Consider the following 22401-nt stretch of genomic DNA (forward strand, 5'->3'; position numbering starts at 1 on the left):
AGCCTTCGCTCAGCGCGCCGTCTTCGCGTTGGCGGGCAGTTTCTTCACGAAGGTCGCAGCCGGATCGAGCGGCTTTCCGTCGCGCGCGCGCAGCTCGATCTTCGGCACCGGCTTGCCGCTGTCGCGCTCGATCAGCACCGAATGCGGCTCGCCCTTGGCGTACAGATGCGCCTCGCCCCAGTGCCGCAGGCCGATCACCACGGGGAACAGGCCCTTGCCCTTGGCCGTGAGCACGTATTCCTGGTAGGCCGATCCGTCGGAGGCCGGCACGAGCTCAAGCACACCTTCCTGCACCAGGTTCTTCAGCCGGTCCGACAGGATGTTCTTGGCGACGCCCAGGCTCTGCTGGAACTCGCCGAAACGCTTCATGCCGTCGAAGGCATCGCGGATGACGAGCAGCGACCACTGGTCGCCGACGATGTCGAGCGCGCGCGCCATCGGGCATGCGTCGGCCTTGAGGCTTTTTCGTTGGGCCATGGGGAGCGTTTCTTTCCGGATCGGGTCTGGCTGGGCCGGCGATTGCCGGCATCAGTTTTATTTTAAAACCCGCAGGGAAGCCCGTATTCAGCGGGCCGTCATGTGCGCACGATGCAGCCGCGAGAAGCGCGCGATCATCAACGGCCCCAGCAGCGCACCCAGCCCGGCCGAGCTCCATGCCGCCACCCAGGCATGCGTGCTGCCGATGCCGAAGCTGTTCTGCCCCCAGTCCAGCGCAAGACCGAAGACCCACGGGCTGAGCGCGCCCGCGCCGAAGCCCATCAGCGAACGCACCGAGAAGGCCACGCCCAGCCGGTGCGGCGCCACCACGTCGGCCAGCGCGGTCGAGTAGACCGACGAGTCCGCGATGGCCAGCAGGTTGTAGATGGCCGCGGCCGCCGCCAGCAGCCACAGCGGCCAGCTCCACATCCAGCCGAAGGCGAATGACATGCACAGGCTCGCGACGGTCGCGATCATCATCACCCGCGCGCGGCCCAGCCTGTCGGATGCCGCGCCGCCCGCGATGCTGCCGAACACGCTGACGAGATGCGCCAGCGCCGCCAGCGCGATGCCCGCGCCCTGCCACGATGCCGCCGTGCCCGAGGAGGCGACCAGATAGGCCGGCAGCCAGGCCCAGAGCGCCATGAGCTCCCAGCAGTGAAAGGCGTAGGCCCAGTTGCCGGCCATCGCGGGCTTGTCGCGCACCGTGGCTGCCAGCGCGCGCAAGGTGCCTTCGCGGACCGTTCCGGGCGATGGAGGCGAGGGCCGCCGCATGCGCCGCAGCGCCTGGATCGTCAGCAGCGCGCCGGCCACCGTGCAGCCCGCGGCCACCAGCAGCCCCAGCCGCCAGTACTGCAGATGGCTGAACGCCGCCACCACAGCGAGCGAGAGCGCATAGCCCATCGACGACGATCCGATGAAGAGGCCCATCGCACGCCCGCGCACGGCGGGCTCGGTGTTGTACGCCAGCAGTTGCAGCCCCGGCGTGTACGAGGCGCCGGCGCACAGCCCGGCCAGGCCGTAGAGCAGCATCGCCGAGAGATGGTCGCGAGCGAAGAGCGCGAAGGCGAGCGCCGCCGCCGCGCTCACCGCGCTGCCGGCGAAGAAGATGCGCTGCGGCCCGAAGCGATCAGCCAGCAGGCCCACCGCGAAGAGCGAACTCATGTAGCCCACATGCCAGGCGCTCTGGATCGAGCCGGCCTGCGCGGCCGTCATGTGCCAGTCGGCCATTGCGAACGGCAGCACGCCCGAGTAGGCGGTGACGATCATCGACTGCAGCAGCCGGCTCGCGCACAGCAGCGCCAGCCAGCCGCGCGCGGGGCCGGCGGTGTTGCCCGACATGGCGACGGGCCTCAGCGCAGCGCGCGCTGCATCAGCACGGTGTCCACCCAGCGCCCGAACTTGAAACCGATGTCGCGCAGCACGCCGACCTGCGCGAAGCCCAGGCTTTCATGCAGCCTCAGCGAGCCCGTGTTGGCGCTGTTGCCCACGCAGGCGACCATCTGCGTGAACCCGGCGTGGGTGCAGCGCCGGATCACCTCGCCCAGCAGCGCCTTGCCGATGCCGTGGCCGTGCATGCCGTGCGCGACGTAGACCGAGTCTTCCACCGAGTGCCGGTAGGCCGAGCGGGCGCGGTAGGCGGTGGCATAGGCATAGCCGGCGACCTTGCCGTCGAGCATCGCCACGAGGTAGGGCATGCCGCGCGCGATGGCGTCGGCGCGGCGCTGCTGCATCTGGTCGACGGAGGGCACTTCCTCCTCGAAGGAGCACAGGTCGTGCAGCACGTAGTGGCTGTAGATGGACTGCACGGCGGCCATGTGATGCGGCATGGCATCGAGGATTTCGACCGTGGCGGAAGCAAGCGGAGCAGGGGATGGCGATGACATGGCCCCGATCTTGACGATGCACCATCGATAAGTGAAGCTTGGGCAGCCTATGCAAGGCATGAGAAATACTTTGGATAAATCGCTCAACCTCGACCAGCTCAGGTCCTTCGCGCTGGTGATCGAAACCGGCAGCTTCTCCGCCACCGCCGACAGGCTGGGCCTCTCGCAGCCGGCCGTGAGCCTGCAGATCCGCCAGCTCGAACGCCGCCTGTCGGTGCGCCTGGTGGAGCGCGTCGGCAAGCGCGCGCAGGCCACGCCGGCGGGCATGGAACTGCTGCGCCACGCGCAGAACATCGAGACCGCGGTGGAAAACGCCATCGACGCGCTGGCCGACCATGCCAGCGGCATCGCGGGCCGCGTGCGGCTGGGCACGGGTGCGACGGCCTGCCTGCATTTCCTGCCGGCCGTGCTGCGCGGGCTGCGCGAACGCTTTCCCGAGCTCGGCGTGGTGGTCAGCACCGGCAACACCGAGGACCAGGCCCGCAAGGTGGAAGAAAACAGCCTCGACCTCGCGCTGGTCACGCTGCCGGTGGCAGGGCGTTCGCTGGCGGTGATGCCGGTGCTCGACGACGAGTTCGTGGCCATCGGGCGGCAGGATCCCGCGCCGCTGAAGGCGAAGGTCTCGCCGGGCGACCTGGCCGCCTTGCCTCTGGTGCTGTTCGAGCCCGCGGCCAACACGCGCAAGCTGGTCGATCGCTGGTTCGCCGCCGAGGGCCTGCAGCCGCAGCCGGTGATGGAGCTGGGCAGCGTCGAGGCGATGAAGGAGATGGTGGCCGCGGGGCTGGGCTATGCCATCGTGCCCGGCATGGCGATGGTGGGGCGCGGCGCGCACCCGGAGCTCAAGACCAGCCGGCTGAACCCACGCATGCACCGTGCGCTGGCTGTCGTGGTCCGGCGCGACAAGCCCGTGAGCAAGGCCTTGCGCGTGGTGCTGGATGCGATCGTGGCGGCCGGGAAGCCCGGCCGCCACTGATTGCGAAGTTGCTGCTGCTTATGCTTACTCGGGCACGGCAGCCAGCGAGGCGCCGCCGCGGGCACGGCCCAGCGTGCCGACGATCAGCGCCGCGATCAGCACCAGCACGCCGCTGAGCACCATCGCGCTGGAGATGCCGAAGTTGTCGACCGTCACGCCGCCGATCAGCGCGCCGGAGGCGATCGCCACCTGGAAGCCGCTCACCAGCAGGGCCTGTCCGGCCTCGGGTGCGTCGGGCACGGCTTCCATCATCCAGCCGGTGAGCGCCACCGGGATCAGGCCGAAGGCCACGCCCCAGATCACGACCACCACCGCGCCGGGCACGAAGCCGGAGCCGATCACCGTCGTCAGCAGCAGGGCCGTGGCGAGCATCAGCGCCGCCAGCAGGGTGGTGGCACGCACGCTGCGGGCTACGAGGCTGCCGCCGAGGAAGGTGCCGATGAAGCCCACCGCGCCGTAGACCAGCAGCAGCGTCGAGACCGAGTTGGGCGCGAGGCCGAACACCTGCTGCAGCAGCGGCTTCAGGTAGGTGTAGGCCGCGAAGTGGCCGGCGATGAAGAACAGCACCGCGAGCAGGCCGACCTGCGCCATGCGGCGCGTGAGCGGCGTGAGCAGGTCGCGTGCGCCGATGGCGCGCACCGGCGGGATCGCGGGCAGCAGCCACAGCTGCACCACCAGCACCGCGGCGGCGAGCGCGCCCGTCACCGCGAACGAGGCGCGCCAGCCGAACAGCGTGCCGAGGAAGGAGCCGGCCGGCACGCCGAGCACCGTGGCGGCCGATACGCCGGCCAGCACGATCGACATGGCGCGTGCCTGCGAGGCGTGCGGCACCAGCTGCGTGGCGGCGGCGGGCGCGAAGGTCCAGAAGCCGCCCACGCACAGGCCGAGCAGCAGGCGGGCCACCAGCATGGTGGCGAAGTTGGGCGCGAAGGCCGCGAGCAGGTTCGACGCGATCAGCAGCGTGGTGAGCGCGATCAGCACGGTGCGGCGATCGAGCTTGCCCGAGGCCACGATGAGTGCGGGGCCAGCGAACGCGGCCAGCACGCCGGGCATGGTGACCATCAGGCCGGCCGTGCCGTCGGACACGTTGAGGCCGCGCGCGATGTCGGTGAGAAGGCCGATGGGCATGAACTCCGTCGAGACCATCGCGAAGGTGCCGACGGCGATGGAGCCGACGGCGAGCCACGCGGAGCGCGAGGCGGGCACGGGCGTGGAAGCCTGCACCGGTGCCCCGAGCTCGTCGATGCACGGGTTGCTGCTGGGTGAATTCATCATGATGGGAAGCTGTCCTTGGAAGCGTCGGCGGCGATGCGCGCACCAATGCCGTTGAAGAGGCATGGAGTGTGCGAGCCGTCGCCTTCGCGACAAAGGTGCCGCGCGGCAGTAGACAGTTTCCCGGGGATGAACAATGGGCCCTTTTGATGGCTATCGCCACCCGGATGCCCGTGCGCGAGGCTCTAGTCCGCGGAGGGACGCAGCTGCAATACCCGCCCGTCGGCGACGAAGGAATCGCCGATGAGTACACGAAAGGTCGTACCCGGCTGGAAGCGCGGCAGCGCGACGGCTGGCGAGAGGAACTCGACTTCCAGCTCGGCGGGCTTGCCGCGCTCCAGCGCGTCGCCCGCCGGCACCATCCAGCGCGCCGAGAAGCCTTCCTTGTCGAGCACCAGTGCGCAGCGGTATTCGCCCGGCGCGATCGGCGTGTCCTGGGATGGCAGCGCAGGCTTGCGGAAGGTGATCTCGGCGAGCACGCTGGGCGCGAAGGCGCCCAGCGCATCGAAACCGGGCGGTGCGGCCGGCGGCGCGCGGCGCGGCCACTTGCCGATGAGCCACGCGATGACGTTGCCGATGATCGGCACCCACAGCACCATCAGCAGGGTCGCGATGTCGCGCGTGGTCGAGCCCGGCGCCGCGTAGTGCCGCACCACGGCGCCACCCACCGCCACGCACAGCAGGATGGCGACGATGAGCCTGCGGCGAGAGCCGATCTTCGTGCTCATGCGTTCGCTCATGCTTTGGGCGGAGGTGCTTCGGGGAAGGACGGAATCCGCGTCTCGTGGTCCAGCCACGGCACCTCGTGAGACGTCCAGATGTGCGAGGCGGGGCGCTGGCCCGGGTCGTCGTCGAGCGAGCCCAGGCGCAGGATGACCTGCGGCTTGTCCACCCATTCGGCCACGAGGTGCGTGCCGCAGCGCGTGCAGAAGTGGCGCAGCTTGCCGGGCGTCGATTCGAAGGAGCCGATGGCCTCTTCGCCGGCGGTCCAGCGGAAGTCGGGGCGGTCGACGCGCGCGGTCGTGGTGAACGCGGCGCTGTGCGCCTTGCGGCAGGTCGCGCAGTGGCAATGGACGATGGGACCGGCGAGGCGCGCGGCCTCGTACCGGACGGTGCCGCACAGGCAGGAGCCCTTCATGGCTTTCTTTCCTTTTAGGTCGCGATGGATTGGATGGGGGAGCGGGGCTGCGAGTCTATGCCCTGTGTCCGCTGCAAAAAGAAAACGGGCCCGCCGAGGCCCGTCTTCGTTCACGGCGTCGCGATGCGCGTCAGCCCGTGTTGCGCAGCCCCGCCGCCACTCCGTTGATCGAGATGTGGATGCCGCGCTGCAGCCGCTCGCCGCCGTCGCCCGCGCGGTAGCGCCGCATCAGCTCCACTTGCAGGTGGTGCAGCGGGTCGATGTACGGGAAGCGGTGGCGCACCGAGCGCTGCATCTCGGCGTTGCCTTCGAGGCGCTGCTTCGCGCCGGTGATGAGCGAGAGCGCGTCCGAGGTGCGGTGCCACTCGGCGTCGATCATCGAGAACACCTTCTGGCGCAGCTTGCGATCGGTGACCAGCTCGGCGTAGCGCGAGGCCAGCGCGAGGTCGCTCTTGGCCAGCACCATGTCCATGTTCGACAGCAGCGTGCGGAAGAAGGGCCACTGCGCGTACATGCGCTGCAGCAGCGCCTGGCGCTCCTTGCGGCCCGCGGCATTGCCGGCGGCGGCCAGGAACTGCTCCACGCCCGAGCCGAAGCCGAACCAACCCGGAATGGTGAGGCGGCACTGGCCCCAGCTGAAGCTCCACGGCACCGCGCGCAGGTCGTCGATCTTGTGGCTGGGGTTGCGCGAGGCGGGGCGCGAGCCGATGTTGAGCTCGGCGATCTCGCGGATCGGCGTGGAGCCGAAGAAGTAGTCGCCGAAGCCCGGGGTCTCGTAGACCAGCTTGCGATAGGCGGCCATGCTCGCCGCCGAGAGCTCGCTCGCGGCCGAGAGGAAATTGGCGGGCGCCGACTTGCCCTGCGGCAGCAGCGTGGCTTCGAGCGTTGCCGCCACCAGCGTCTCGAGGTTGCGTCGGCCGATCTCGCGGTTGGCGTACTTCGAGCCGATGACTTCGCCCTGTTCGGTCAGGCGGATCTGGCCGCGCACCGTGCCCGGCGGCTGCGCGAGGATGGCCTGGTAGCTCGGGCCGCCACCGCGCCCCACCGTGCCGCCGCGGCCGTGGAACATGCGCAGGCGGATCGGGTTGGCCTTCTTCTTGTTCAGCTCGTCGAACAGCGACACCAGCGCGATGCCCGCGCGGTACAGCTCCCAGTTGCTGGTGAAGATGCCGCCGTCCTTGTTGCTGTCGGAGTAGCCCAGCATCACGTCCTGCTCGGCGCCCGAGCGCTCGATGAGCGCCTGGATGTTCGGCAGCGCGTAGAAGGCGCGCACGATGGGCGCTGCGTTGCGCAGGTCTTCGATGGTTTCGAAGAGCGGCACCACGATCAGGTCGCAGGTGGCCTTGCCGTCCATCGCGCCGCGCAGCAGGCCCGCTTCCTTCTGCAGCAGCAGGGCCTCCAGCAGGTCGCTCACCGTCTCGGTGTGACTGATGATGTAGTGGCGGATGGCGGCCGCGCCGTAGCGTGCCCGCGCGGTGCGCGCGGCCGCGAAGATGGCCAGCTCGCTCCTGGCGAGCGGCGAGTAATCGGCATCGGGCACGCGCAGCGGGCGGGCGTCGTCGAGCAGCTTCAGCAGCAGGGTCTGCTTGGCCTCTTCGGCCAGCGATGCGTACGAGGGCTCGATGCGCGCGGTGGCCAGCAGCTCGGCGATGACGGCCTCGTGCTTGTCCGAACTCTGGCGCAGGTCGACCGTGGCCAGGTGGAAGCCGAACACCTCCACCGCGCGGATCAGCGGCAGCAGGCGCGGCGCTGCGAGCACGCTGCCGTGCTTTTCGTCCAGCGACTCCTCGATGGTGCGCAGGTCGGCCAGGAACTCCTCGGCGCTGGCATACGGGTTCTGCGGCGCGACCGCATGGCGCGCGGCTTCGCCGCCGGTGAGTTCGCGCAGCGTGGCCGCAAGGCGCGCGTACACGCCGGTGAGGGCACGGCGATAGGGCTCGTCCTTGCGGTGTTCGCTGGTGTCGGGCGAGCGCTCTGCCAATGCCTGCATTTCCACCGACACGTCGACCAGCGTGGCCGACAGCGAGAGCTCGCCGCCGAGGTAGTGCACCTCGGTGAGGTAATAGCGCAGCGCCAGTTCGCTCTGGCGGCTCAGCGCGTACTCGAGCGTCTCGGCGGTGACGTTGGGGTTGCCGTCGCGGTCGCCGCCGATCCACTGGCCCATGCGCAGGAAGGGCGCCACCGAGGGCGTCTGGCCGCCTTGGGCCAAAGCCTTCTCGAGGTCCGCGTACACGCGCGGGATCTCGCGCAGGAAGGTGGCTTCGTAGTAGCTCAGCGCGTTCTCGATCTCGTCGGCCACGGTGAGCTTGGAGAAGCGCAGGATGCGCGTCTGCCAGATCTGCGTGACGCGGATGCGCATCTGCGTTTCGTTCTCGGCGAACTCGATCGGCGTGAGCGCGTCCTTGGCGCCGGCGTAGGCGCTCTGGCGCAGCCGGATCTCGTCGCGCACCGTCAGCAGCTGCGCGATGGCGCGCTCGGCATCGAGAATGCTCTTGCGCTGCACTTCGGTCGGATGCGCGGTGAGCACCGGCGAGACATAGCTGTGGGCCAGCGAGGCGACGATGTCCTCCGGCTTCACGCCGGCCTTGCGGATGCGCGCGAGCGCGGTCTGCAGGTCGCCGTCGGCGTTCTCGCCGGCACGCTCCGCTTCGGTGCGGCGGCGGATCTGGTGGCGGTCTTCAGCAAGATTGGCCAGGTGGCTGAAGTAGGTGAAGGCGCGGATCACGCGCACCGTCTCGGCGGCGCTCAGCCCCTTGAGCAGGTTCTTCAGGGCCCGGTCGGCCGCCTGGTCCGCATCGCGGCGGAAAGCCACGGAGAGGGTGCGGATCTTCTCGACCAGTGCGTATGTCTCTTCTCCCTCCTGCTCCCGGATCACGTCGCCGAGGATCCGGCCCAACAGCCGGATGTCTTCGATCAGAGGCTGGTCTTCGGCCTGGCGGCGCTTGGGCGGAGCAGGTGTCTTGCTGGCTTTCATTCGATGTTTGTCCTGGACTTCTTGAATGGAGTGCCGTCTTCGTTGTTGCGGCGCAACATGCTAGCATTCCCGCGGTTTGGAACACGTACTTTTGGGACCGGTCTTGAGCAATATCGTCATCGCCACGCGCGAAAGCCGCCTGGCACTGTGGCAAGCCGAACACGTGCAGGCGCTTTTGCAAGAAAGAGGCCACACCGTCAGCCTGCTGGGCCTTACGACCACCGGCGACCAGATCCTCGACCGCACGCTCAGCAAGGTGGGCGGCAAGGGCCTCTTCGTGAAGGAGCTCGAACTCGCGCTCGAGGAAGGCCGTGCCGACATCGCCGTCCATTCGCTGAAGGACGTGCCGATGGACCTGCCCGAAGGCTTCGTGCTGGCCTGCGTGCTGGAGCGCGAAGATCCGCGCGACGCGCTCGTCTCCCCCCGTTTCGATTCGCTCGACGCACTGCCGCAGGGCGCTGTCGTCGGCACTTCCAGCCTGCGCCGCGTGGCGCTGCTGCGCGCACTGCGGCCCGACCTGCGCATCGAACCGCTGCGCGGCAACCTCGACACCCGCCTGCGCAAGCTCGACGAAGGACACTACGATGCCATCGTGCTGGCCGCTGCCGGCCTCAAGCGGCTGGGGCTCGAAAGCCGCATCCGCGTGGCCTTCGACGCCGACACCATGCTGCCCGCCGCCGGGCAGGGCGCTCTCGGCATCGAAGTGCGCGCCGACCGAGAGGACCTCATCGAACTCCTGGGCTCGCTGGCCCACAGGGGCGACTGGCTCTCCACCGCCGCCGAGCGCGCCGTGAGCCGCGCCATGGGCGGCAGCTGTTCCATGCCGCTGGCGGCCCATGCGCGCTGGCAGGCCGACGGCGCGCTGCGCATCGATGCCGCCTGGGGCGACCCGGAAGGCAACGCGCCGCTCGTGAAGGTGCATGCGCTGGCGCGCGCTGGCGATTTCGCCGAGGCCGACGCGCTCGGCGGGCATGCCGCGGCGCTGCTGCGTGCCGCCGGAGCCCACTGATACCGGCGGTCATCGTATGACCGGCCGTCCCGTCATCGTCACGCGGCCGGCGCGCGAAGCCGCGCAATGGGTGAGCGACCTGCGCGGCGCGGGGCTCGACGCGGTGGCGCTGCCGCTCATCGTGATCGAACCCGCGACCGACATCGAGCCGCTTCGAACTGCCTGGCGCCGGCTTGCCGACTACGCGGCGCTGATGTTCGTGAGCGCCACGGCCGTCGAGCATTTCTTCCAGCACAGGAGCGCGGTCGATTCGCTGGCAGGCCGCCGTTTCTGGGCCACGGGCCCCGGCACGAAGCGCGCCTTGCTGCGTGCCGGAGTGCCTCCCGAGTCCATCGACGCGCCACCGCCCGAAGCCACGCGCTTCGACTCCGAGGCGCTCTGGGAGCGCGTCCATGCGCAGGTGTCGAAGGGCGTTCGCGTGCTGATCGTGCGCGGCGGCGACGAAGCCGGCCATCCGGCCGGGCGCGACTGGCTGGCCAACGAGATCGATGCGGCGGGCGGCCATCGCGACACCGTGGTGGCTTATCGCAGGCTGCCGCCGTCGCTGGACGTCGTACAACATCGGCTCGCGATGGACGGCGCCGAAGGCCGCGCGATCTGGCTCTTCAGCAGCTCCGAGGCGATCGGCAATCTGCAGCGCGCGATGCCCGGCGTGCAATGGCATGCCGCGAGCGCGGTCGCCACGCATGCGCGCATCGGCGAAGCCGCGCGTGGCGCGGGTTTCGGGGCGTTGCGTGTATGCACGCCGCTGCTGGATGCGTTGATCGCGTCTATAGAATCCTTGGCATGAGCGCCGCGTCCCCCACAGACGATCTTTCTCCTTCCCCATCCGCTGCCACAGCGCCGGTGCCCGCCCCGCTGGCACCCCACCAGACACCTGCCGCGCAGGCCGCGGGCGCGCTGCTTCTCTCCCGCATCGGTTTCGGCCTCGTGGCCCTGGTGGCGCTCGTCGCGCTGCTGATGTCCATCGCGCTCTGGCAGAAGGTCGGCGGCATGAAGGAGCAGCTGGCGCGCCAGAGCGCCGACGCCATCGCGCAGTCGATGGAAGCGCGCACGCTGGCCCGCCAGGCCAGCGACACGGTTCGCGATGCATCGGCGCGCGTGGCGCTGGTCGAGACCCGCGTGGCCGAAGTCGCGCTGCAGCGCTCGCAGCTGGAAGAACTCATCCAAAGCCTCTCGCGTTCGCGCGACGAGAACCTCGTCGTCGACATCGAGTCGGCCGTGCGCCTTGCCCTGCAGCAGGCGCAGGTCACCGGCAGCGTCGAGCCCCTGCTCGCCGCGCTGAAGGCCGGCGACACGCGCATCGCCCGCGCCGCGCAGCCGCGTCTCACGCCCTTGCAGCGCGCCATGCAGCGCGATGCCGACCGCCTGCGCAGCAGCGCCAGCAACGACGGCGCCGAGGCGCTGCAGAAGCTCGACGAGCTGATGCGCAACGTGGACGACCTGCCCACGCTCAATGCGGTGGCCGTGCGCGGCACCGGCACCAACGCCTGGCAGCCCGAGCCCATTCCCGCCGATGCGCCGTGGTGGCGCCGCGTGCTGCTCACCGTGCGCGGCGAAGCCCGTTCGCTGGTGCGCGTGGGGCGCATCCAGACGCCGGAGGCGATCCTGCTGGCCCCCGAGCAGTCGTACTTCCTGCGCGAGAACCTCAAGCTGAAGCTGCTCAATGCGCGCCTGTCGCTGCTGTCGCGGCAGATGGAAGCCACGCGCAGCGAGCTGTCGCAGGTGACCGCCTCGCTCAACCGCTATTTCGACCCCGCATCGCGCCGAACGCAGGCCGCCGCCACGCTGCTGCAGCAACTGCAGTCGCTGGTGAAGGCGACCGAGCCGGTCCGCATCGACGACACGCTGGCGGCGCTTGCCACCGCAGCGGCAGGACGCTGATCGGACGTACATGCGCGCAGCAATCTGGCTCCTCGCTCTATTCGCCGTCGCCGCGGCAGTCGCTCTTTTCGCCGGCAACAACCAGGGCACGATCACCGTGTTCTGGCCGCCGTGGCGTGTCGATCTTTCGCTGAACCTCGTGCTCGTGATCCTGCTGGTGGCCTTCGTGCTGCTGCATGCGGCGCTGCGGGCACTCGCCGCGCTGTTCTCGCTGCCCACGCAGGCGCGCCAGTGGCGCCTGCAGCAGAAGGAGCGCACGCTGCACTCGGCGCTGCTCGATGCGATGGTGCAGCTGATTTCCGGCCGGTTCTCTCGCGCACGCAAGGCGGCGCAGGCCGCGCTCACGCAGGAAAAAACGCTCGCCGCGCTCGGCGCCAGCCTGCCGCAGGCGCAGCAGGTGCGCGTGCTCTCGCATCTGCTCGCTGCCGAAAGCGCCCAGGCGCTGCAGGACAAGGCTGCACGCGACGCGCATCTGCAGCAGGCCCTGAATGAAAGCGCGGACCGCACCGTGCTCGCCAGCCCCGAGACGCGCGAAGGCGTGCAGTTGCGCGCGGCGCGCTGGGCGCTCGAAGATCGCGACGCGGCCGCCGCGCTCGCACGGCTCGAAGAACTGCCGCAAGGCGCGCAGCGCCGCACGCTCGCGTTGCGCCTGAGGCTCAAGGCGGCGCGCCAGGATCGCCGCACGCTCGAGGCACTCGAAACCGCGCGCCTGCTGGCCAAGCACCGCGCCTTTTCCGAAGCGGCCGCGCAGAGCATCGTGCGCGGCCTCGCCACCGAGCTGCTGTCTGGCGCGCATGATCCGGCGCAACTGCTGCGCGCGTGGACCGAACTCGATGCCAACGAACGCGAGATGCCCGAAGTGGCGATTCACGCCGCGCAGCGCATGGTCGCGCTGCGCGGCGATCTCGCACTGGCGCGCGGCTGGCTGCTGCCGGCATGGGAGCGCATGGTGGCCAATCCGCGCGGACTGGGCGACGCGCTGCGCGTCAAGCTGGCGCGCGCGCTCGAGGCGGGGCTCGACTCGGTGGATGCCGAATGGCTCGCGCGCATCGAAAGCGCGCAGCGCAACAATCCGCGCGACGCGAACCTGCAGTACCTCGCGGGCATGGCATGCATGAAGCGCCAGCTCTGGGGCAAGGCCCAGCAGTTGCTGATGCAGGCCGGGCTGGGGTTGCAGGACACGGAGCTCTATCGCCGTGCCTGGCTCGCGCTGGCCCAGCTCGCGGAAGACCGCGACGACGCCGAGCAGGCCGCCGAGGCCTGGAAACGCGCGGCGCAGGTCGAGAACTCCTGAGGCCGGCCTAGGGGCAGGCGGGCCGCACCGACAGCTTCTTGCTGCCGCTGCCGAAGACCAGCCAGCTGATGCCGGCCAGCAGCCATACGCCGACGCCTCCGTAGAGCATTACCAGCCCGAAGCCGTGCGCCAGCGCGGCATGCACCGTTGCGCCGGACGGATCGAGCTGCGGCAGCGCGGGAAAGCTCTCGCCCAGCGACGCGAAGCTGCCCGCCGCGACTTTCTCCGCCAGCTCGCGCAACTGCGGCGCATCGAACGACGCGGACAGCGCACCGCGCAGATGCGCATGAACGCCCTCGAGCAGCACGAAGCCCATCAGCGCGATGTTGATGGCCAGCGTGATGAGCCGCGCGCTCATGTCCATGCCCGAGGCCATGCCCGCGCGTGCGCTCGGCACCGAGCCGGTGGTGGTGTTGGTGACGGGCGTGTTGGTCAGGCCCAGTCCGATGCCGGCCAGCAGGCAGCCGGGCAGCATCGTCATCCAGCTCGCGTGGGCCATGCCGCTGCCGTAGCGCATGGCCATGAAGCCGAGCCCGATGACGAAGAGCCCCGCCGGAATCACCACGCCCGGGCGGTAGCGCAGCGAGAGCCGCTCCGCCAGCGGCGGCAGCACCAGCGTGGGCAGCGTGTAGGCCAGCAGCGCGGAGCCGGCCACGACGGCGTCGTAGCCCAGCGCACCCTGGAAGTAGATCGGCAGGTAGATCATGAAGGGCCAGAAGCTGAAGTTCATGCCGATGGAGCCGATGATCGAGCCCGAGAAATCGCGGATTCTGAAAACCGAGAAATCGAACATCGGATGCGGGTTGATCTTCTCCACCCACAGGAAGAGAACGAAGCTCGCGGCCGACGCAACGGCGATGCCGATGGCCAGAGGGCTCGCAAAGCCGAGGCCCGGCCCCTGCGTGATGAAGCAGGTCAGGCCCAGCACCGCGAGCGACAGCGTGACGATGCCGGGAAGGTCGAGCCGTTGCGCGTCGGGGTCGCTCGACTCCTCCACGCTGCCGAGCACCAGGGCCAGCGCCACCGCCGCGAGCGGCACATGGACCAGGAACACCCACTCCCAGCTCGACAGCGCCACGATCGCGCCGCCGATGATCGGCCCGAAGCCCAGGCCCATGCCGAAGACCACGCCCCAGGTGGCGAATGCGCGGCTGCGCTCCTTGCCCTGCTGGAACTGGTGCGAGAGCACCGCGAGCTGGCAGATCAGCATCGCGCCGCCGCTCAGGCCCTGCAGGAAGCGCGCGGCGATCAGCACCGGCGCGTTCTGCGCGAGCCCGCAGGCCAGCGAGGTCAGGCCGAACAGCACCACGCTGACGACGAGGATGCGCTTGCGGCCATAGCGGTCGGCCAGCGTGCCGGCGGCCATCAGTACCGTGGTGCAGGCGATGGTGTAGGCATTCATGATCCACTGCATGTCGCTGAAGTCGCCGTGCAGTGCCTTTTCGAGAGTGGGAAGAATGACCGGCACGCTGGAGATTTCCAGGCCGAACATGAGTGCGATGAGGCAGATCGCGGCCAGTGCGACGCGGTTCTTGCCGGTGTGGGAGAGGGGCATCTAAATCTTTCGGAAGTCCTTGGGTCGGGTAGGTCCGGGCGATTCTGGGGAAAGCCTCTTCATGAAGGAAATGATTTAATTTCCTGAAACTCATTAACAGTCATCATTTATTGGTTGCCCATGGACTTCGATCCCGCACTGCTGCGCGCCTTCGTGGCCGTCAAGGAAACCGGCGGCTTCACCCGCGCCGCCCAGCGGCTGCACCTGACGCAGTCGGCCGTGAGCCACCAGATCCGGCGGCTGGAAGAGCAGGTGGGCCGGCCGCTTCTGCATCGCACGACGCGCCGCCTCACCGTGACCGAGGACGGCGAGGACTTCCTGCGCTACGCCCAGCAGATCCTCGAAACGCTGGACGCGATGACCCGGCGCTTCCAGCCTTCGCCGATCGCGGGCGTGGTGCGCTTCGGCGCGCCCGACACCTTCATGGGCGAGCGGCTGCCTCCGCTGCTCTCGCAGTTCGCGCGCTCGTTTCCCGCCACGCGCATGGAGGTCAGCGTGAGCATGCACCTCGACTTCCGCGCCATGATTCGCGCGGGCGAGCTCGACCTTGCTGTGGTGATGTCGCCGCCCGGCTGCGAGGAGGGTACGCGGCTGCGTCGCACGCAGCTGGTTTGGGCGGCGGCCGAATGCTTCGAGCCGAAGCCGGGCGCATCGCTGCCGCTGGCCTTCTTTCCGAAGCCCTGCGTCAACCGTGAGGTGGCGGCCGGGGCGTTGGACGCCACGCCGCGCGATTGGCACGTGGTCTTCACTTCGGCGAGCCAGCACGGCATTCGCGCAGCGGTGCTCGCGGGACTGGCTGTGACGGTGCTCACGCGCGAGGACGTGGAACCGGGCATGAAGATCGTCGACGGCCGCTACGGCCTGCCGTCATTGCCCAGCGTGGATTTCTCGCTGATCTGGAGCGAGAACGGCAGGACCGAGTGCGCCTGCAGGTTCGGCGAGTTGATCCTGGAGATGCCGGAGCTGCCGCCACGCGACAAGGTTGAGCGGGCATAAAAAAACGGCGCCAGAGGCGCCGTTTTTCATTTGCGAGGGGGCGTCGCTCAGAGCGGACGCTGCCCTTGTTGCTGCTGCTGTTCGAACGGCAGCGCCATCGAACCGAGGTCGCGGCGGGTTTCGACCAGCACCAGCGGACCTTCGTCGAGCACGACCACCGGCGGGCGCTCGCGCGGCACGTGCACCGGCTTCGGCTCGGCCTCGATCGCGGCGCGCGCCTGGGCGATGCGCTCGGCGTCCGAGTTGACCCACTGCAGGCCGGAGCTCTCGGCGATCTGCGCGAGCTCGGCCAGCGGCAGCTCGAAAGGCTGGACCTTGGGCAGCGCGCGGCCGTTGGCGGCGGCTGCCGCAGGAGCCTGGGCGGTGGCGCTCTCGATCACGATCTGCTCGGCTGCTGCCGCAGCAACGACCGGCGCGGGGCGCTCGGTGCGGACCTGCTGCGGTGCCTCGCGGACTTCCGTTGCGACGGCAACCGCTTCCACGGCTTCGACGCGCTCGGACACCAGCGGCAGTTGCTGCTGGGGCTCCTGCGACGAGAAGCCTTCGGCAGCCACCGCAGCGCCGGCTTCGGCTTCTTCGCGCGGACCGCGTTCGCGGCGGTCGCGGCCGTAGCGGTCGCGCGAACGGCCGCGGCGCTCTTCGCCGTCGCGGCGCGGTGCCTGCTCGCCGTTGCCGGCGGCTTCACCGGCTTGCTCGACGTCGGCTGCCGCGGCTTCGGCGCCGCGTGCATCCGCTTCGGCTTGTGCCGCATCGCTGCCGCGGCGCTCGCGGCGGCCGTCGTTGCGGTCATTGCGCTCGCCACGGGGGGCGCGCTGTTCGTCGCGGCCGTTGCGGGGCTGGCGCTGCTCGCCTTCGCCAGCCTCGACGGCGTTGCGTTCGCGGTCGCCATTGCGTTCACCACGCTCGCCACGCTCATTGCGCTCGCCGCGTTCGCGACGCTCGCCACGGGCGCGCGGTGCGCGTTCAGCCGTGTTGCCTTCGTCGCCTGCAACGGCACCGGCCAGTTGCTGGGCTTCGAGGTTGGAGCCTTCGAGCGCGTCGGCCGGCAGCACGCTGTTGCGACCTTCGCGGCCTTCACCTTCGCGGCGTTCGCCGCGTCCGTTGCGGCGCTGCTCGCCGTCGCGCGGTGCGCGTGCTTCACGCGGCTCGCGTTGTTCGCGCGGCTGGTTGCCGGCGCCTTCGTTGCGTTGCTCGTTGCGCTGTTCGTTGCCACGGCCTTCGCCGCGACCTTCACGGCGCTCGCCGCCACGGCCGCCGCGGCGTTGTTCGCCGTCGCGACCGCCCTGGCGTCCGCCGTTCTCGCCACGGCCTTCACCGCGGCCTTCACCGTTGCGGCCGCCACGGCGCTGTTCGCCGTCGCGCGCACCGCCGCGTGCTTCGCCATCACGGCCGGGGCGGCCGTCGCGGCGGGGCTTCGGTGCCTCGACCGGGATCGCTGCAGGCGCGGGCGCTGCAACGGGAGCCGGCGTGCCGCCGAACAGGTTCTTGATCCAGGCGAAGAAGCCGGTCTGCGCCGGAACCGGCGCGCTCACCACGGGCGGTGCGACCGGTGCCGGTGCGGCGGGTGCGCGCACGGCTTCGGGCTTGGGCGGCACCACGGGAGCCGGCGCGTCGGGCAGCACGCCCTTGATGACAGGCGTCTGCTTGTTGGTGGGCTCCTGCGAGCGGCGCGTGACCGAGGTCGGGTCCTCGATCTCGTCGGCCATCTTGTAGCTGGCCTCGATGTGGTCCAGGCGCGGATCGTCGTGCTTCAGGCGCTCGAGCTTGTAGTTGGGCGTTTCGAGCGTCTTGTTGGGCACCATCAGCACGCTCACGCGCTGCTTGAGCTCGATCTTGGCGATCTCGGTGCGCTTCTCGTTCAGCAGGAACGAAGCCACTTCCACCGGCACCTGCACGTGCACGGCGGCGGTGTTGTCCTTCATGGACTCTTCCTGAATGATGCGCAGGATCTGCAGCGCGCTCGATTCGGTGTCGCGGATGTGGCCCGAGCCGCCGCAACGGGGGCAGGGGATCGACGAGCCTTCCGAGAGCGCCGGCTTCAGGCGCTGGCGGCTCATTTCCATCAGGCCGAACTTGCTGATCGAGCCGAACTGCACGCGGGCGCGGTCTTGCCGCAGCGCGTCGCGCAGGCGGCTTTCGACTTCGCGGCGGTTCTTCGACTCGTCCATGTCGATGAAGTCGATGACGATCAGGCCGCCCAGGTCGCGCAGGCGCATCTGGCGGGCCACTTCGTCGGCGGCTTCGAGGTTGGTGCGGGTGGCGGTCTCTTCGATGTCGCCGCCCTTGATGGCGCGGGCCGAGTTCACGTCGACCGAGACCAGCGCCTCGGTGTGGTCGATGACGATGGCGCCGCCCGAGGGCAGCTGCACGGTGCGGGCGTAGGCCGATTCGATCTGGTGCTCGATCTGGAAGCGGCTGAACAGCGCCGCGTCGTCGCGGTAGCGCTTCACGCGCGGGGCATGCTCGGGCATGACGTGCGCCATGAACTGCTGCGCCTGGTCGTAGATGTCGTCGGTGTCGATCAGGATGTCGCCGATGTCGTGATTGAAATAGTCACGGATGGCGCGGATGACGAGCGAGGATTCCTGGTAGATCAGGAAGGCGCCCTTGCCGCCCTTGGCCGCGCCGTCGATGGCGCTCCAGAGCTTGAGCAGGTAGTTCAGGTCCCACTGGAGTTCGGGCGCCGAGCGGCCGATGCCGGCGGTGCGCGCGATGATGCTCATGCCCTTCGGGTACTCGAGCTGGTCCATCGCCTCCTTGAGTTCGGCGCGGTCGTCGCCCTCGATGCGGCGCGAGACGCCGCCGCCACGGGGGTTGTTCGGCATCAGCACGACATAGCGGCCGGCCAGCGAAATGAAGGTGGTGAGGGCCGCGCCCTTGTTGCCGCGTTCTTCCTTTTCGACCTGGACGGTGAGTTCCTGGCCTTCGCGGATTGCGTCCTGGATGCGGGCCTGGCTGGCCGACACGCCCTCGGCGAAGTACTGCTTGGAGATTTCCTTGAACGGCAGGAAGCCGTGGCGGTCTTCGCCGTAGTCGACGAAACAGGCTTCGAGCGAAGGCTCGACGCGGGTCACGACCGCCTTGTAGATGTTGCCCTTGCGCTGTTCGCGCCCTTCGATTTCGATTTCGTAGTCGAGCAGTTTCTGCCCGTCGACGATGGCCAGGCGGCGTTCTTCGGCCTGCGTGGCATTGATCAGCATCCGCTTCATGATGCGTTGTCCTTATATGTATCGTTCTACCGGCCCTTGACGAGCCAACGATGCACGGACGACGCCCGCGAAACCAGGGAATTGCCGCTTGGGCCCCGGATGCTGTCTCTGCCGCGCAGGGCGCGGGCAGGCTTCTCGAGCGTTAGCTCAAGAAGACAGCCGGGGTGGGGGCGCGTGGATGGGCGCGAGCCAGATTCGGTGTTGGTTGGCTATCTTTTTGATAGCCGGTTGCGCAAGGGTGGCGCGCGCTGCGGACGATTGAATGGCAGAAGCCACCGGCGCAAGCCAGTGCAGGCACATTCGAATCAGCAGCATCAACACAACAAGGGACTCGCTTCGATCCGCCGGCAGCTTGGAAGCTGCAGGCTGGGGTATTCCGTATCGGTGTTTCGTGGGTGTCGGCTTGACTTGGGCGCCTGGTCTGCCACTTTGCGCGATTGCGCGGGGTTTGCAGCTCGGCGCCAAAGCGGCATCGACCTCACAGCGCCGCCCTGGGTATTTGATGGCAGTGGACTAAACTTCTGTCTAATCAAGCACTTACATGACCGCGCTGGTGAAAAACATTATAGGTGCGAAGCAAGGGCCCGCGGCTGCTCGAAATCCCGCAGGCTCCAAGGCCCCCGACGAAGCCGGGGCGCCGCATTCGGCCATCAGATTCCTCACGGTCGATGCCGAATCCGCCGGGCAGCGGCTCGACAACTTCCTTTTTCGCCATCTGAAAGGCGTTCCGAAGACGCACGTCTACCGGATCATCCGGTCGGGCGAGGTGCGCATCAACAAGGGCCGGGTGCAGGCCGAAACCCGTATCGAGGCCGGCGATGTGCTGCGGCTGCCGCCGATCCGCATTTCGCAGCGCGCGGAAGACGATGCGGCCCCGCCGGCGCCGGCCCGCGAATTTCCGGTCCTTCTCGAGGACGAGGCCGTCCTGGCCGTCGACAAGCCGGCCGGTGTGGCCGTCCACGGCGGCAGCGGCGTGAGCTTCGGCGTCATCGAGCAGCTGCGCACGGCGCGACCCGCGGCGAAATTCCTGGAACTGGTGCACCGGCTCGACCGCGAAACCTCCGGCATCCTGCTGCTGGCCAAGAAGCGCAGCGCGCTGGTCGCGCTGCAGGATCAGTTCCGCGAGCGCGAAACCGGCAAGACCTATCTGGCGCTGGTCGAAGGCGCCTGGCCTGCCAACAAGAAGGTGCTCGACGCGCCCCTGGCTAGATACCTGCTGCCCGACGGTTCGGCCGGCGCGGGCGAGCGCCGCGTGCGCGTGGTCGCCAAGGACCATCCCGATGCGATGCGCGCCGTCACGCTGGTGCGGGTGCTCGCGCGGCTCTCGCTTCCTGGCGAGGCCGAGCCGATGTCGCTGCTGGCGGTGACCATCAAGACCGGCCGCACGCACCAGATCCGCGTGCACCTCGCCTCGGCCGGTCATCCGATCGCGGGCGACGACAAGTACGGCGAATCCGGGCGCCAGCGCGTGCTGCACAAGCTGGGCCTGCGACGCATGTTCCTTCACGCGTGGCGGCTGCAGTTCAATCACCCGGCCAGCGGCCAACGCGTGGCGCTGCAGGCCGGCCTGCCGCCCGAACTGCTCGCGCTGATGCCGCCAGCCGCCCTCGAGGCGATGGCCCAACATCCCACTCCCACGGCTCATGACTGACTCCAACAGACCTCCACGCTTCGACCTGATCGCATTCGACTGGGACGGCACGCTCTACGACTCCACCCGCCTCATCGTGCGCTGCATCCAGGCCGCGGTGATCGACGTCGGCGGTGCCAAGCCGAGCGAGAACGACGCCGCCTGGGTGATCGGCCTCGGCCTGGCCGAGGCGCTCGCGCGCGCGGCGCCCGACGTGCCGAAGGAAAAATACCCCGAGCTCGGCGCGCGTTACCGCTATCACTACCTGCAGCACCAGGACGACCTCGTGCTGTTCGATGGCGTGCTGCAGATGCTCGACGCGCTGCGCGCGCGGGGCCACAAGCTCGCCGTGGCCACGGGCAAGTCGCGCCGCGGCCTCAACGAGGCGCTGAAGTCCGTCGCGCTGCGCGACCGCTTCGACGCCTCGCGCACGGCCGACGAGACCTTCGGCAAGCCGCATCCGCGCATGCTGCTGGAGCTGATGGAAGAACTCGACGTGCCGCCCGAGCGCACCCTGATGATCGGCGACACCACGCACGACCTGCAGCTCGCGCAGAACGCCGGCTGCGCCAGCGTGGGCGTGAGCTACGGTGCGCACGAGCCCGCGAGCTTCGACGAATTCAAGCCGCTGCACGTCGCCCATTCGGTGGCCGGGCTCGAAGCCTGGCTCCTCGAAAACGCCTGACCCGAACGAAGATGCCGCCATGAGCGATCAAGAACGCATTCCGCTGTGCAATGCCTCCGACCTGGCCGAAGGCGGCCTGGCGGTGCCTTTCGACGTGGTCTATGGCGGCGAGACCTGCCGCGCCTTCGCCATACGCTTCGAGGGCCAGCCGCATGCGTTCCTGAACCGTTGCAGCCACGTCGCGATGGAGCTCGACTTCCAGCCCGACCGTTTCTTCGACGACACCGGCCAGTGGCTGCTGTGCGCGACGCACGGCGCGGTCTACAGGCCCGACACCGGTGAATGCGCGGGCGGCCCGTGCCGCGGCGGCCTCGTGAAGATCGCGCTGAGCGAGCATGACGGCGTGGTGCACTGGCATACTGACTGGAACCTTCACCCCCTGACTTTCTGACATGACCGACCCGAACCGAACCGAACCCGCGGGGTTCGAGCCATTTGAGCCGGCTCCTTCCACGAACATGGCCAAAGATCCCACGCAGCGCCCCGGCTGGGAGCGCGCAACCCTCGAGAAGCTCGCCTTCGCATCGCTGAACGAACAGAAGGCCGCGCGCCGCTGGAAGACCTTCACGCGCCTGGCCTGGCTGGCCTTCTTCGTTTTTCTGGCCTGGGCCGCGTTCTCGCGCAGCACGCCGAGCACGGCCAAGACCTCGGCCCACACGGCGGTCGTCGAGATCAAGGGCGAAATCGCCAACGGCGGCGACGCCAGCGCCGAATTCGTGGTCGCGGCCATGAAGACGGCCTTCGAGGACGAGGGCGCCAAGGGCGTGGTCCTGCTGATCAACTCGCCCGGCGGCAGCCCGGTGCAGGCCGGCATCATCAACGACGAGATCAAGCGCCTGAAGGCCAAGTACAAGAAGCCGGTCTATGCCGTGGTCGAGGAAACCTGCGCATCGGCGGCGTACTACATCGCCGCCGCGGCGGACAAGATCTACGTCGACAAGGCCAGCATCGTCGGCAGCATCGGCGTACTGATGGACGGCTTCGGCTTCACCGGCGTGATGGAAAAGGTGGGCGTCGAGCGCCGCCTGCTGACGGCCGGCGAGAACAAGGGCTTCCTCGATCCGTTCAGCCCGATGAGCGACGCGCAGCGCGCGCATGCGCAGACCATGCTCAACCAGATCCACACGCAGTTCATCAATGTGGTGAAGGCGGGGCGCGGCGACCGGCTCAAGCTCGACACTCCGGGCCTGTTCAGCGGCCTCTTCTGGAGCGGCGAGCAGGCTGTCGAATACGGCCTGGCCGACCAGCTCGGCAACGTCGACTACGTGGCGCGCGAAGTCATCAAGGCCGAAGAGGTGATCGACTACACCCGGCGCGACAACGTGGCCGAGAAGCTGGCCAAGAAGTTCGGCGCGGCGATGGCAGAGACCACCGTGCGCCTTATGCACACAACGCCGGCGCTGCGCTGATCCTTTTCTT

The 22401-nt window shown here is 69.0% G+C and carries 19 protein-coding genes; 10 read left to right on the forward strand and 9 right to left on the reverse strand.

All coding sequences use genetic code 11. The features are described from left to right. Positions 1 to 9 precede the first annotated feature (9 nt). The 3 genes from SFB74_RS08530 to SFB74_RS08540 all read right to left on the reverse strand — a co-directional run bounded on the left by SFB74_RS08530 (position 10) and on the right by SFB74_RS08540 (position 2363). Positions 10 to 477 carry a winged helix-turn-helix transcriptional regulator gene (locus SFB74_RS08530; protein WP_432730363.1) on the reverse strand — a complete coding sequence of 156 codons (468 nt, stop codon included), beginning with the start codon at positions 475 to 477 and terminating at the stop codon, positions 10 to 12. 87 nt (positions 478 to 564) lie between these two features. After that, positions 565 to 1818 carry an MFS transporter gene (locus SFB74_RS08535; protein ID WP_432730364.1) on the reverse strand — a complete coding sequence of 418 codons (1254 nt, stop codon included), beginning with the start codon at positions 1816 to 1818 and terminating at the stop codon, positions 565 to 567. 11 nt (positions 1819 to 1829) lie between these two features. Continuing rightward, positions 1830 to 2363: a GNAT family N-acetyltransferase gene (locus SFB74_RS08540; RefSeq protein WP_432730365.1), complete on the reverse strand. Its 534-nt coding sequence runs from the start codon at positions 2361 to 2363 to the stop codon at positions 1830 to 1832. 49 nt (positions 2364 to 2412) lie between these two features. Here SFB74_RS08540 and SFB74_RS08545 point away from each other — a divergent pair, with 49 nt between their 5' ends. Continuing rightward, a complete protein-coding gene (locus tag SFB74_RS08545; protein WP_432730366.1) occupies positions 2413 to 3336 on the forward strand; it encodes a LysR family transcriptional regulator in 924 nt (307 codons plus the stop codon). Between the two features lie 24 nt (positions 3337 to 3360). On the opposite strand, the gene SFB74_RS08550 is transcribed toward SFB74_RS08545, so the two are convergent. The 4 genes from SFB74_RS08550 to ppc all read right to left on the reverse strand — a co-directional run bounded on the left by SFB74_RS08550 (position 3361) and on the right by ppc (position 8720). After that, positions 3361 to 4611 (reverse strand): MFS transporter, encoded by a 1251-nt coding sequence (locus SFB74_RS08550; RefSeq protein ID WP_432730367.1) that lies wholly within the window; start codon positions 4609 to 4611, stop codon positions 3361 to 3363. A gap of 182 nt (positions 4612 to 4793) precedes the next feature. Further along, entirely contained in the window at positions 4794 to 5336 is a 543-nt protein-coding gene (locus SFB74_RS08555) for a hypothetical protein (RefSeq protein WP_432730368.1), read from the reverse strand. 8 nt (positions 5337 to 5344) lie between these two features. Continuing rightward, positions 5345 to 5746: a GFA family protein gene (locus tag SFB74_RS08560; protein ID WP_432730369.1), complete on the reverse strand. Its 402-nt coding sequence runs from the start codon at positions 5744 to 5746 to the stop codon at positions 5345 to 5347. A gap of 130 nt (positions 5747 to 5876) precedes the next feature. Continuing rightward, on the reverse strand, positions 5877 to 8720 hold the full coding sequence (gene ppc / locus SFB74_RS08565; RefSeq protein ID WP_432730370.1) for a phosphoenolpyruvate carboxylase: 2844 nt from the start codon (positions 8718 to 8720) through the stop codon (positions 5877 to 5879). 103 nt (positions 8721 to 8823) lie between these two features. Between ppc and hemC the strand changes: the two genes are divergently transcribed. The 4 genes from hemC to SFB74_RS08585 are packed head-to-tail and all read left to right on the forward strand — an operon-like array spanning position 8824 to position 12907. Next, positions 8824 to 9729, forward strand: coding sequence for a hydroxymethylbilane synthase (hemC, locus tag SFB74_RS08570; RefSeq protein ID WP_432730371.1), 906 nt, complete (start codon positions 8824 to 8826; stop codon positions 9727 to 9729). Between the two features lie 16 nt (positions 9730 to 9745). Beyond that, positions 9746 to 10519, forward strand: coding sequence for a uroporphyrinogen-III synthase (locus SFB74_RS08575; RefSeq protein ID WP_432730372.1), 774 nt, complete (start codon positions 9746 to 9748; stop codon positions 10517 to 10519). Next, positions 10516 to 11613: a uroporphyrinogen-III C-methyltransferase gene (locus SFB74_RS08580; protein WP_432730373.1), complete on the forward strand. Its 1098-nt coding sequence runs from the start codon at positions 10516 to 10518 to the stop codon at positions 11611 to 11613. Before SFB74_RS08575 ends, SFB74_RS08580 begins: the two co-directional genes overlap by 4 nt. A 10-nt stretch (positions 11614 to 11623) precedes the next feature. After that, complete coding sequence (locus SFB74_RS08585) at positions 11624 to 12907, forward strand: heme biosynthesis protein HemY (protein WP_432730374.1); 1284 nt, start codon at positions 11624 to 11626, stop codon at positions 12905 to 12907. Between the two features lie 7 nt (positions 12908 to 12914). Here SFB74_RS08585 and SFB74_RS08590 read toward each other — a convergent pair whose 3' ends face one another. Then, positions 12915 to 14462 carry an MFS transporter gene (locus tag SFB74_RS08590; protein WP_432730375.1) on the reverse strand — a complete coding sequence of 516 codons (1548 nt, stop codon included), beginning with the start codon at positions 14460 to 14462 and terminating at the stop codon, positions 12915 to 12917. A gap of 120 nt (positions 14463 to 14582) precedes the next feature. Here SFB74_RS08590 and SFB74_RS08595 point away from each other — a divergent pair, with 120 nt between their 5' ends. Continuing rightward, entirely contained in the window at positions 14583 to 15458 is an 876-nt protein-coding gene (locus tag SFB74_RS08595) for a LysR family transcriptional regulator (protein WP_432730376.1), read from the forward strand. Between the two features lie 47 nt (positions 15459 to 15505). Here the strand turns inward: SFB74_RS08595 and SFB74_RS08600 are convergent, their stop codons facing one another. After that, positions 15506 to 18667, reverse strand: coding sequence for an Rne/Rng family ribonuclease (locus SFB74_RS08600; protein WP_432730377.1), 3162 nt, complete (start codon positions 18665 to 18667; stop codon positions 15506 to 15508). A 553-nt stretch (positions 18668 to 19220) separates the two neighbouring features. Between SFB74_RS08600 and SFB74_RS08605 the strand changes: the two genes are divergently transcribed. The 4 genes from SFB74_RS08605 to SFB74_RS08620 are packed head-to-tail and all read left to right on the forward strand — an operon-like array spanning position 19221 to position 22391. Then, on the forward strand, positions 19221 to 20318 hold the full coding sequence (locus SFB74_RS08605) for an RluA family pseudouridine synthase (protein WP_432730378.1): 1098 nt from the start codon (positions 19221 to 19223) through the stop codon (positions 20316 to 20318). Continuing rightward, positions 20311 to 20982 carry an HAD family hydrolase gene (locus tag SFB74_RS08610; RefSeq protein ID WP_432730379.1) on the forward strand — a complete coding sequence of 224 codons (672 nt, stop codon included), beginning with the start codon at positions 20311 to 20313 and terminating at the stop codon, positions 20980 to 20982. The genes SFB74_RS08605 and SFB74_RS08610 overlap by 8 nt, the downstream gene beginning before the upstream one ends. A 19-nt stretch (positions 20983 to 21001) precedes the next feature. Continuing rightward, positions 21002 to 21373 carry a Rieske (2Fe-2S) protein gene (locus SFB74_RS08615; protein ID WP_176664443.1) on the forward strand — a complete coding sequence of 124 codons (372 nt, stop codon included), beginning with the start codon at positions 21002 to 21004 and terminating at the stop codon, positions 21371 to 21373. A 1-nt stretch (position 21374) separates the two neighbouring features. Further along, positions 21375 to 22391 (forward strand): S49 family peptidase, encoded by a 1017-nt coding sequence (locus SFB74_RS08620; RefSeq protein WP_432730380.1) that lies wholly within the window; start codon positions 21375 to 21377, stop codon positions 22389 to 22391. The last annotated feature ends 10 nt before the right edge of the window (positions 22392 to 22401 follow it).

The sequence above is a fragment of the Variovorax xiamenensis genome (assembly GCF_050916385.1).
Lineage (GTDB): Bacteria > Pseudomonadota > Gammaproteobacteria > Burkholderiales > Burkholderiaceae_C > Variovorax.

Excerpts from the sequence above, each read along its gene's own strand:
- SFB74_RS08595 (WP_432730376.1), top strand. The coding sequence starts at position 14,583 with ATGGACTTCGATCCCGCACTGCTGCGCGCCTTCGTGGCCGTCAAGGAA.
- SFB74_RS08585 (WP_432730374.1), top strand. The coding sequence starts at position 11,624 with ATGCGCGCAGCAATCTGGCTCCTCGCTCTATTCGCCGTCGCCGCGGCA.
- SFB74_RS08560 (WP_432730369.1), bottom strand. The coding sequence starts at position 5,746 with ATGAAGGGCTCCTGCCTGTGCGGCACCGTCCGGTACGAGGCCGCGCGC.
- SFB74_RS08575 (WP_432730372.1), top strand. The coding sequence starts at position 9,746 with ATGACCGGCCGTCCCGTCATCGTCACGCGGCCGGCGCGCGAAGCCGCG.
- ppc (WP_432730370.1), bottom strand. The coding sequence starts at position 8,720 with ATGAAAGCCAGCAAGACACCTGCTCCGCCCAAGCGCCGCCAGGCCGAA.
- SFB74_RS08600 (WP_432730377.1), bottom strand. The coding sequence starts at position 18,667 with ATGAAGCGGATGCTGATCAATGCCACGCAGGCCGAAGAACGCCGCCTG.
- SFB74_RS08590 (WP_432730375.1), bottom strand. The coding sequence starts at position 14,462 with ATGCCCCTCTCCCACACCGGCAAGAACCGCGTCGCACTGGCCGCGATC.
- SFB74_RS08530 (WP_432730363.1), bottom strand. The coding sequence starts at position 477 with ATGGCCCAACGAAAAAGCCTCAAGGCCGACGCATGCCCGATGGCGCGC.
- SFB74_RS08615 (WP_176664443.1), top strand. The coding sequence starts at position 21,002 with ATGAGCGATCAAGAACGCATTCCGCTGTGCAATGCCTCCGACCTGGCC.
- SFB74_RS08610 (WP_432730379.1), top strand. The coding sequence starts at position 20,311 with ATGACTGACTCCAACAGACCTCCACGCTTCGACCTGATCGCATTCGAC.
- SFB74_RS08540 (WP_432730365.1), bottom strand. The coding sequence starts at position 2,363 with ATGTCATCGCCATCCCCTGCTCCGCTTGCTTCCGCCACGGTCGAAATC.
- SFB74_RS08580 (WP_432730373.1), top strand. The coding sequence starts at position 10,516 with ATGAGCGCCGCGTCCCCCACAGACGATCTTTCTCCTTCCCCATCCGCT.
- SFB74_RS08555 (WP_432730368.1), bottom strand. The coding sequence starts at position 5,336 with ATGAGCACGAAGATCGGCTCTCGCCGCAGGCTCATCGTCGCCATCCTG.
- SFB74_RS08535 (WP_432730364.1), bottom strand. The coding sequence starts at position 1,818 with ATGTCGGGCAACACCGCCGGCCCCGCGCGCGGCTGGCTGGCGCTGCTG.
- SFB74_RS08550 (WP_432730367.1), bottom strand. The coding sequence starts at position 4,611 with ATGATGAATTCACCCAGCAGCAACCCGTGCATCGACGAGCTCGGGGCA.
- SFB74_RS08620 (WP_432730380.1), top strand. The coding sequence starts at position 21,375 with ATGACCGACCCGAACCGAACCGAACCCGCGGGGTTCGAGCCATTTGAG.
- SFB74_RS08545 (WP_432730366.1), top strand. The coding sequence starts at position 2,413 with ATGCAAGGCATGAGAAATACTTTGGATAAATCGCTCAACCTCGACCAG.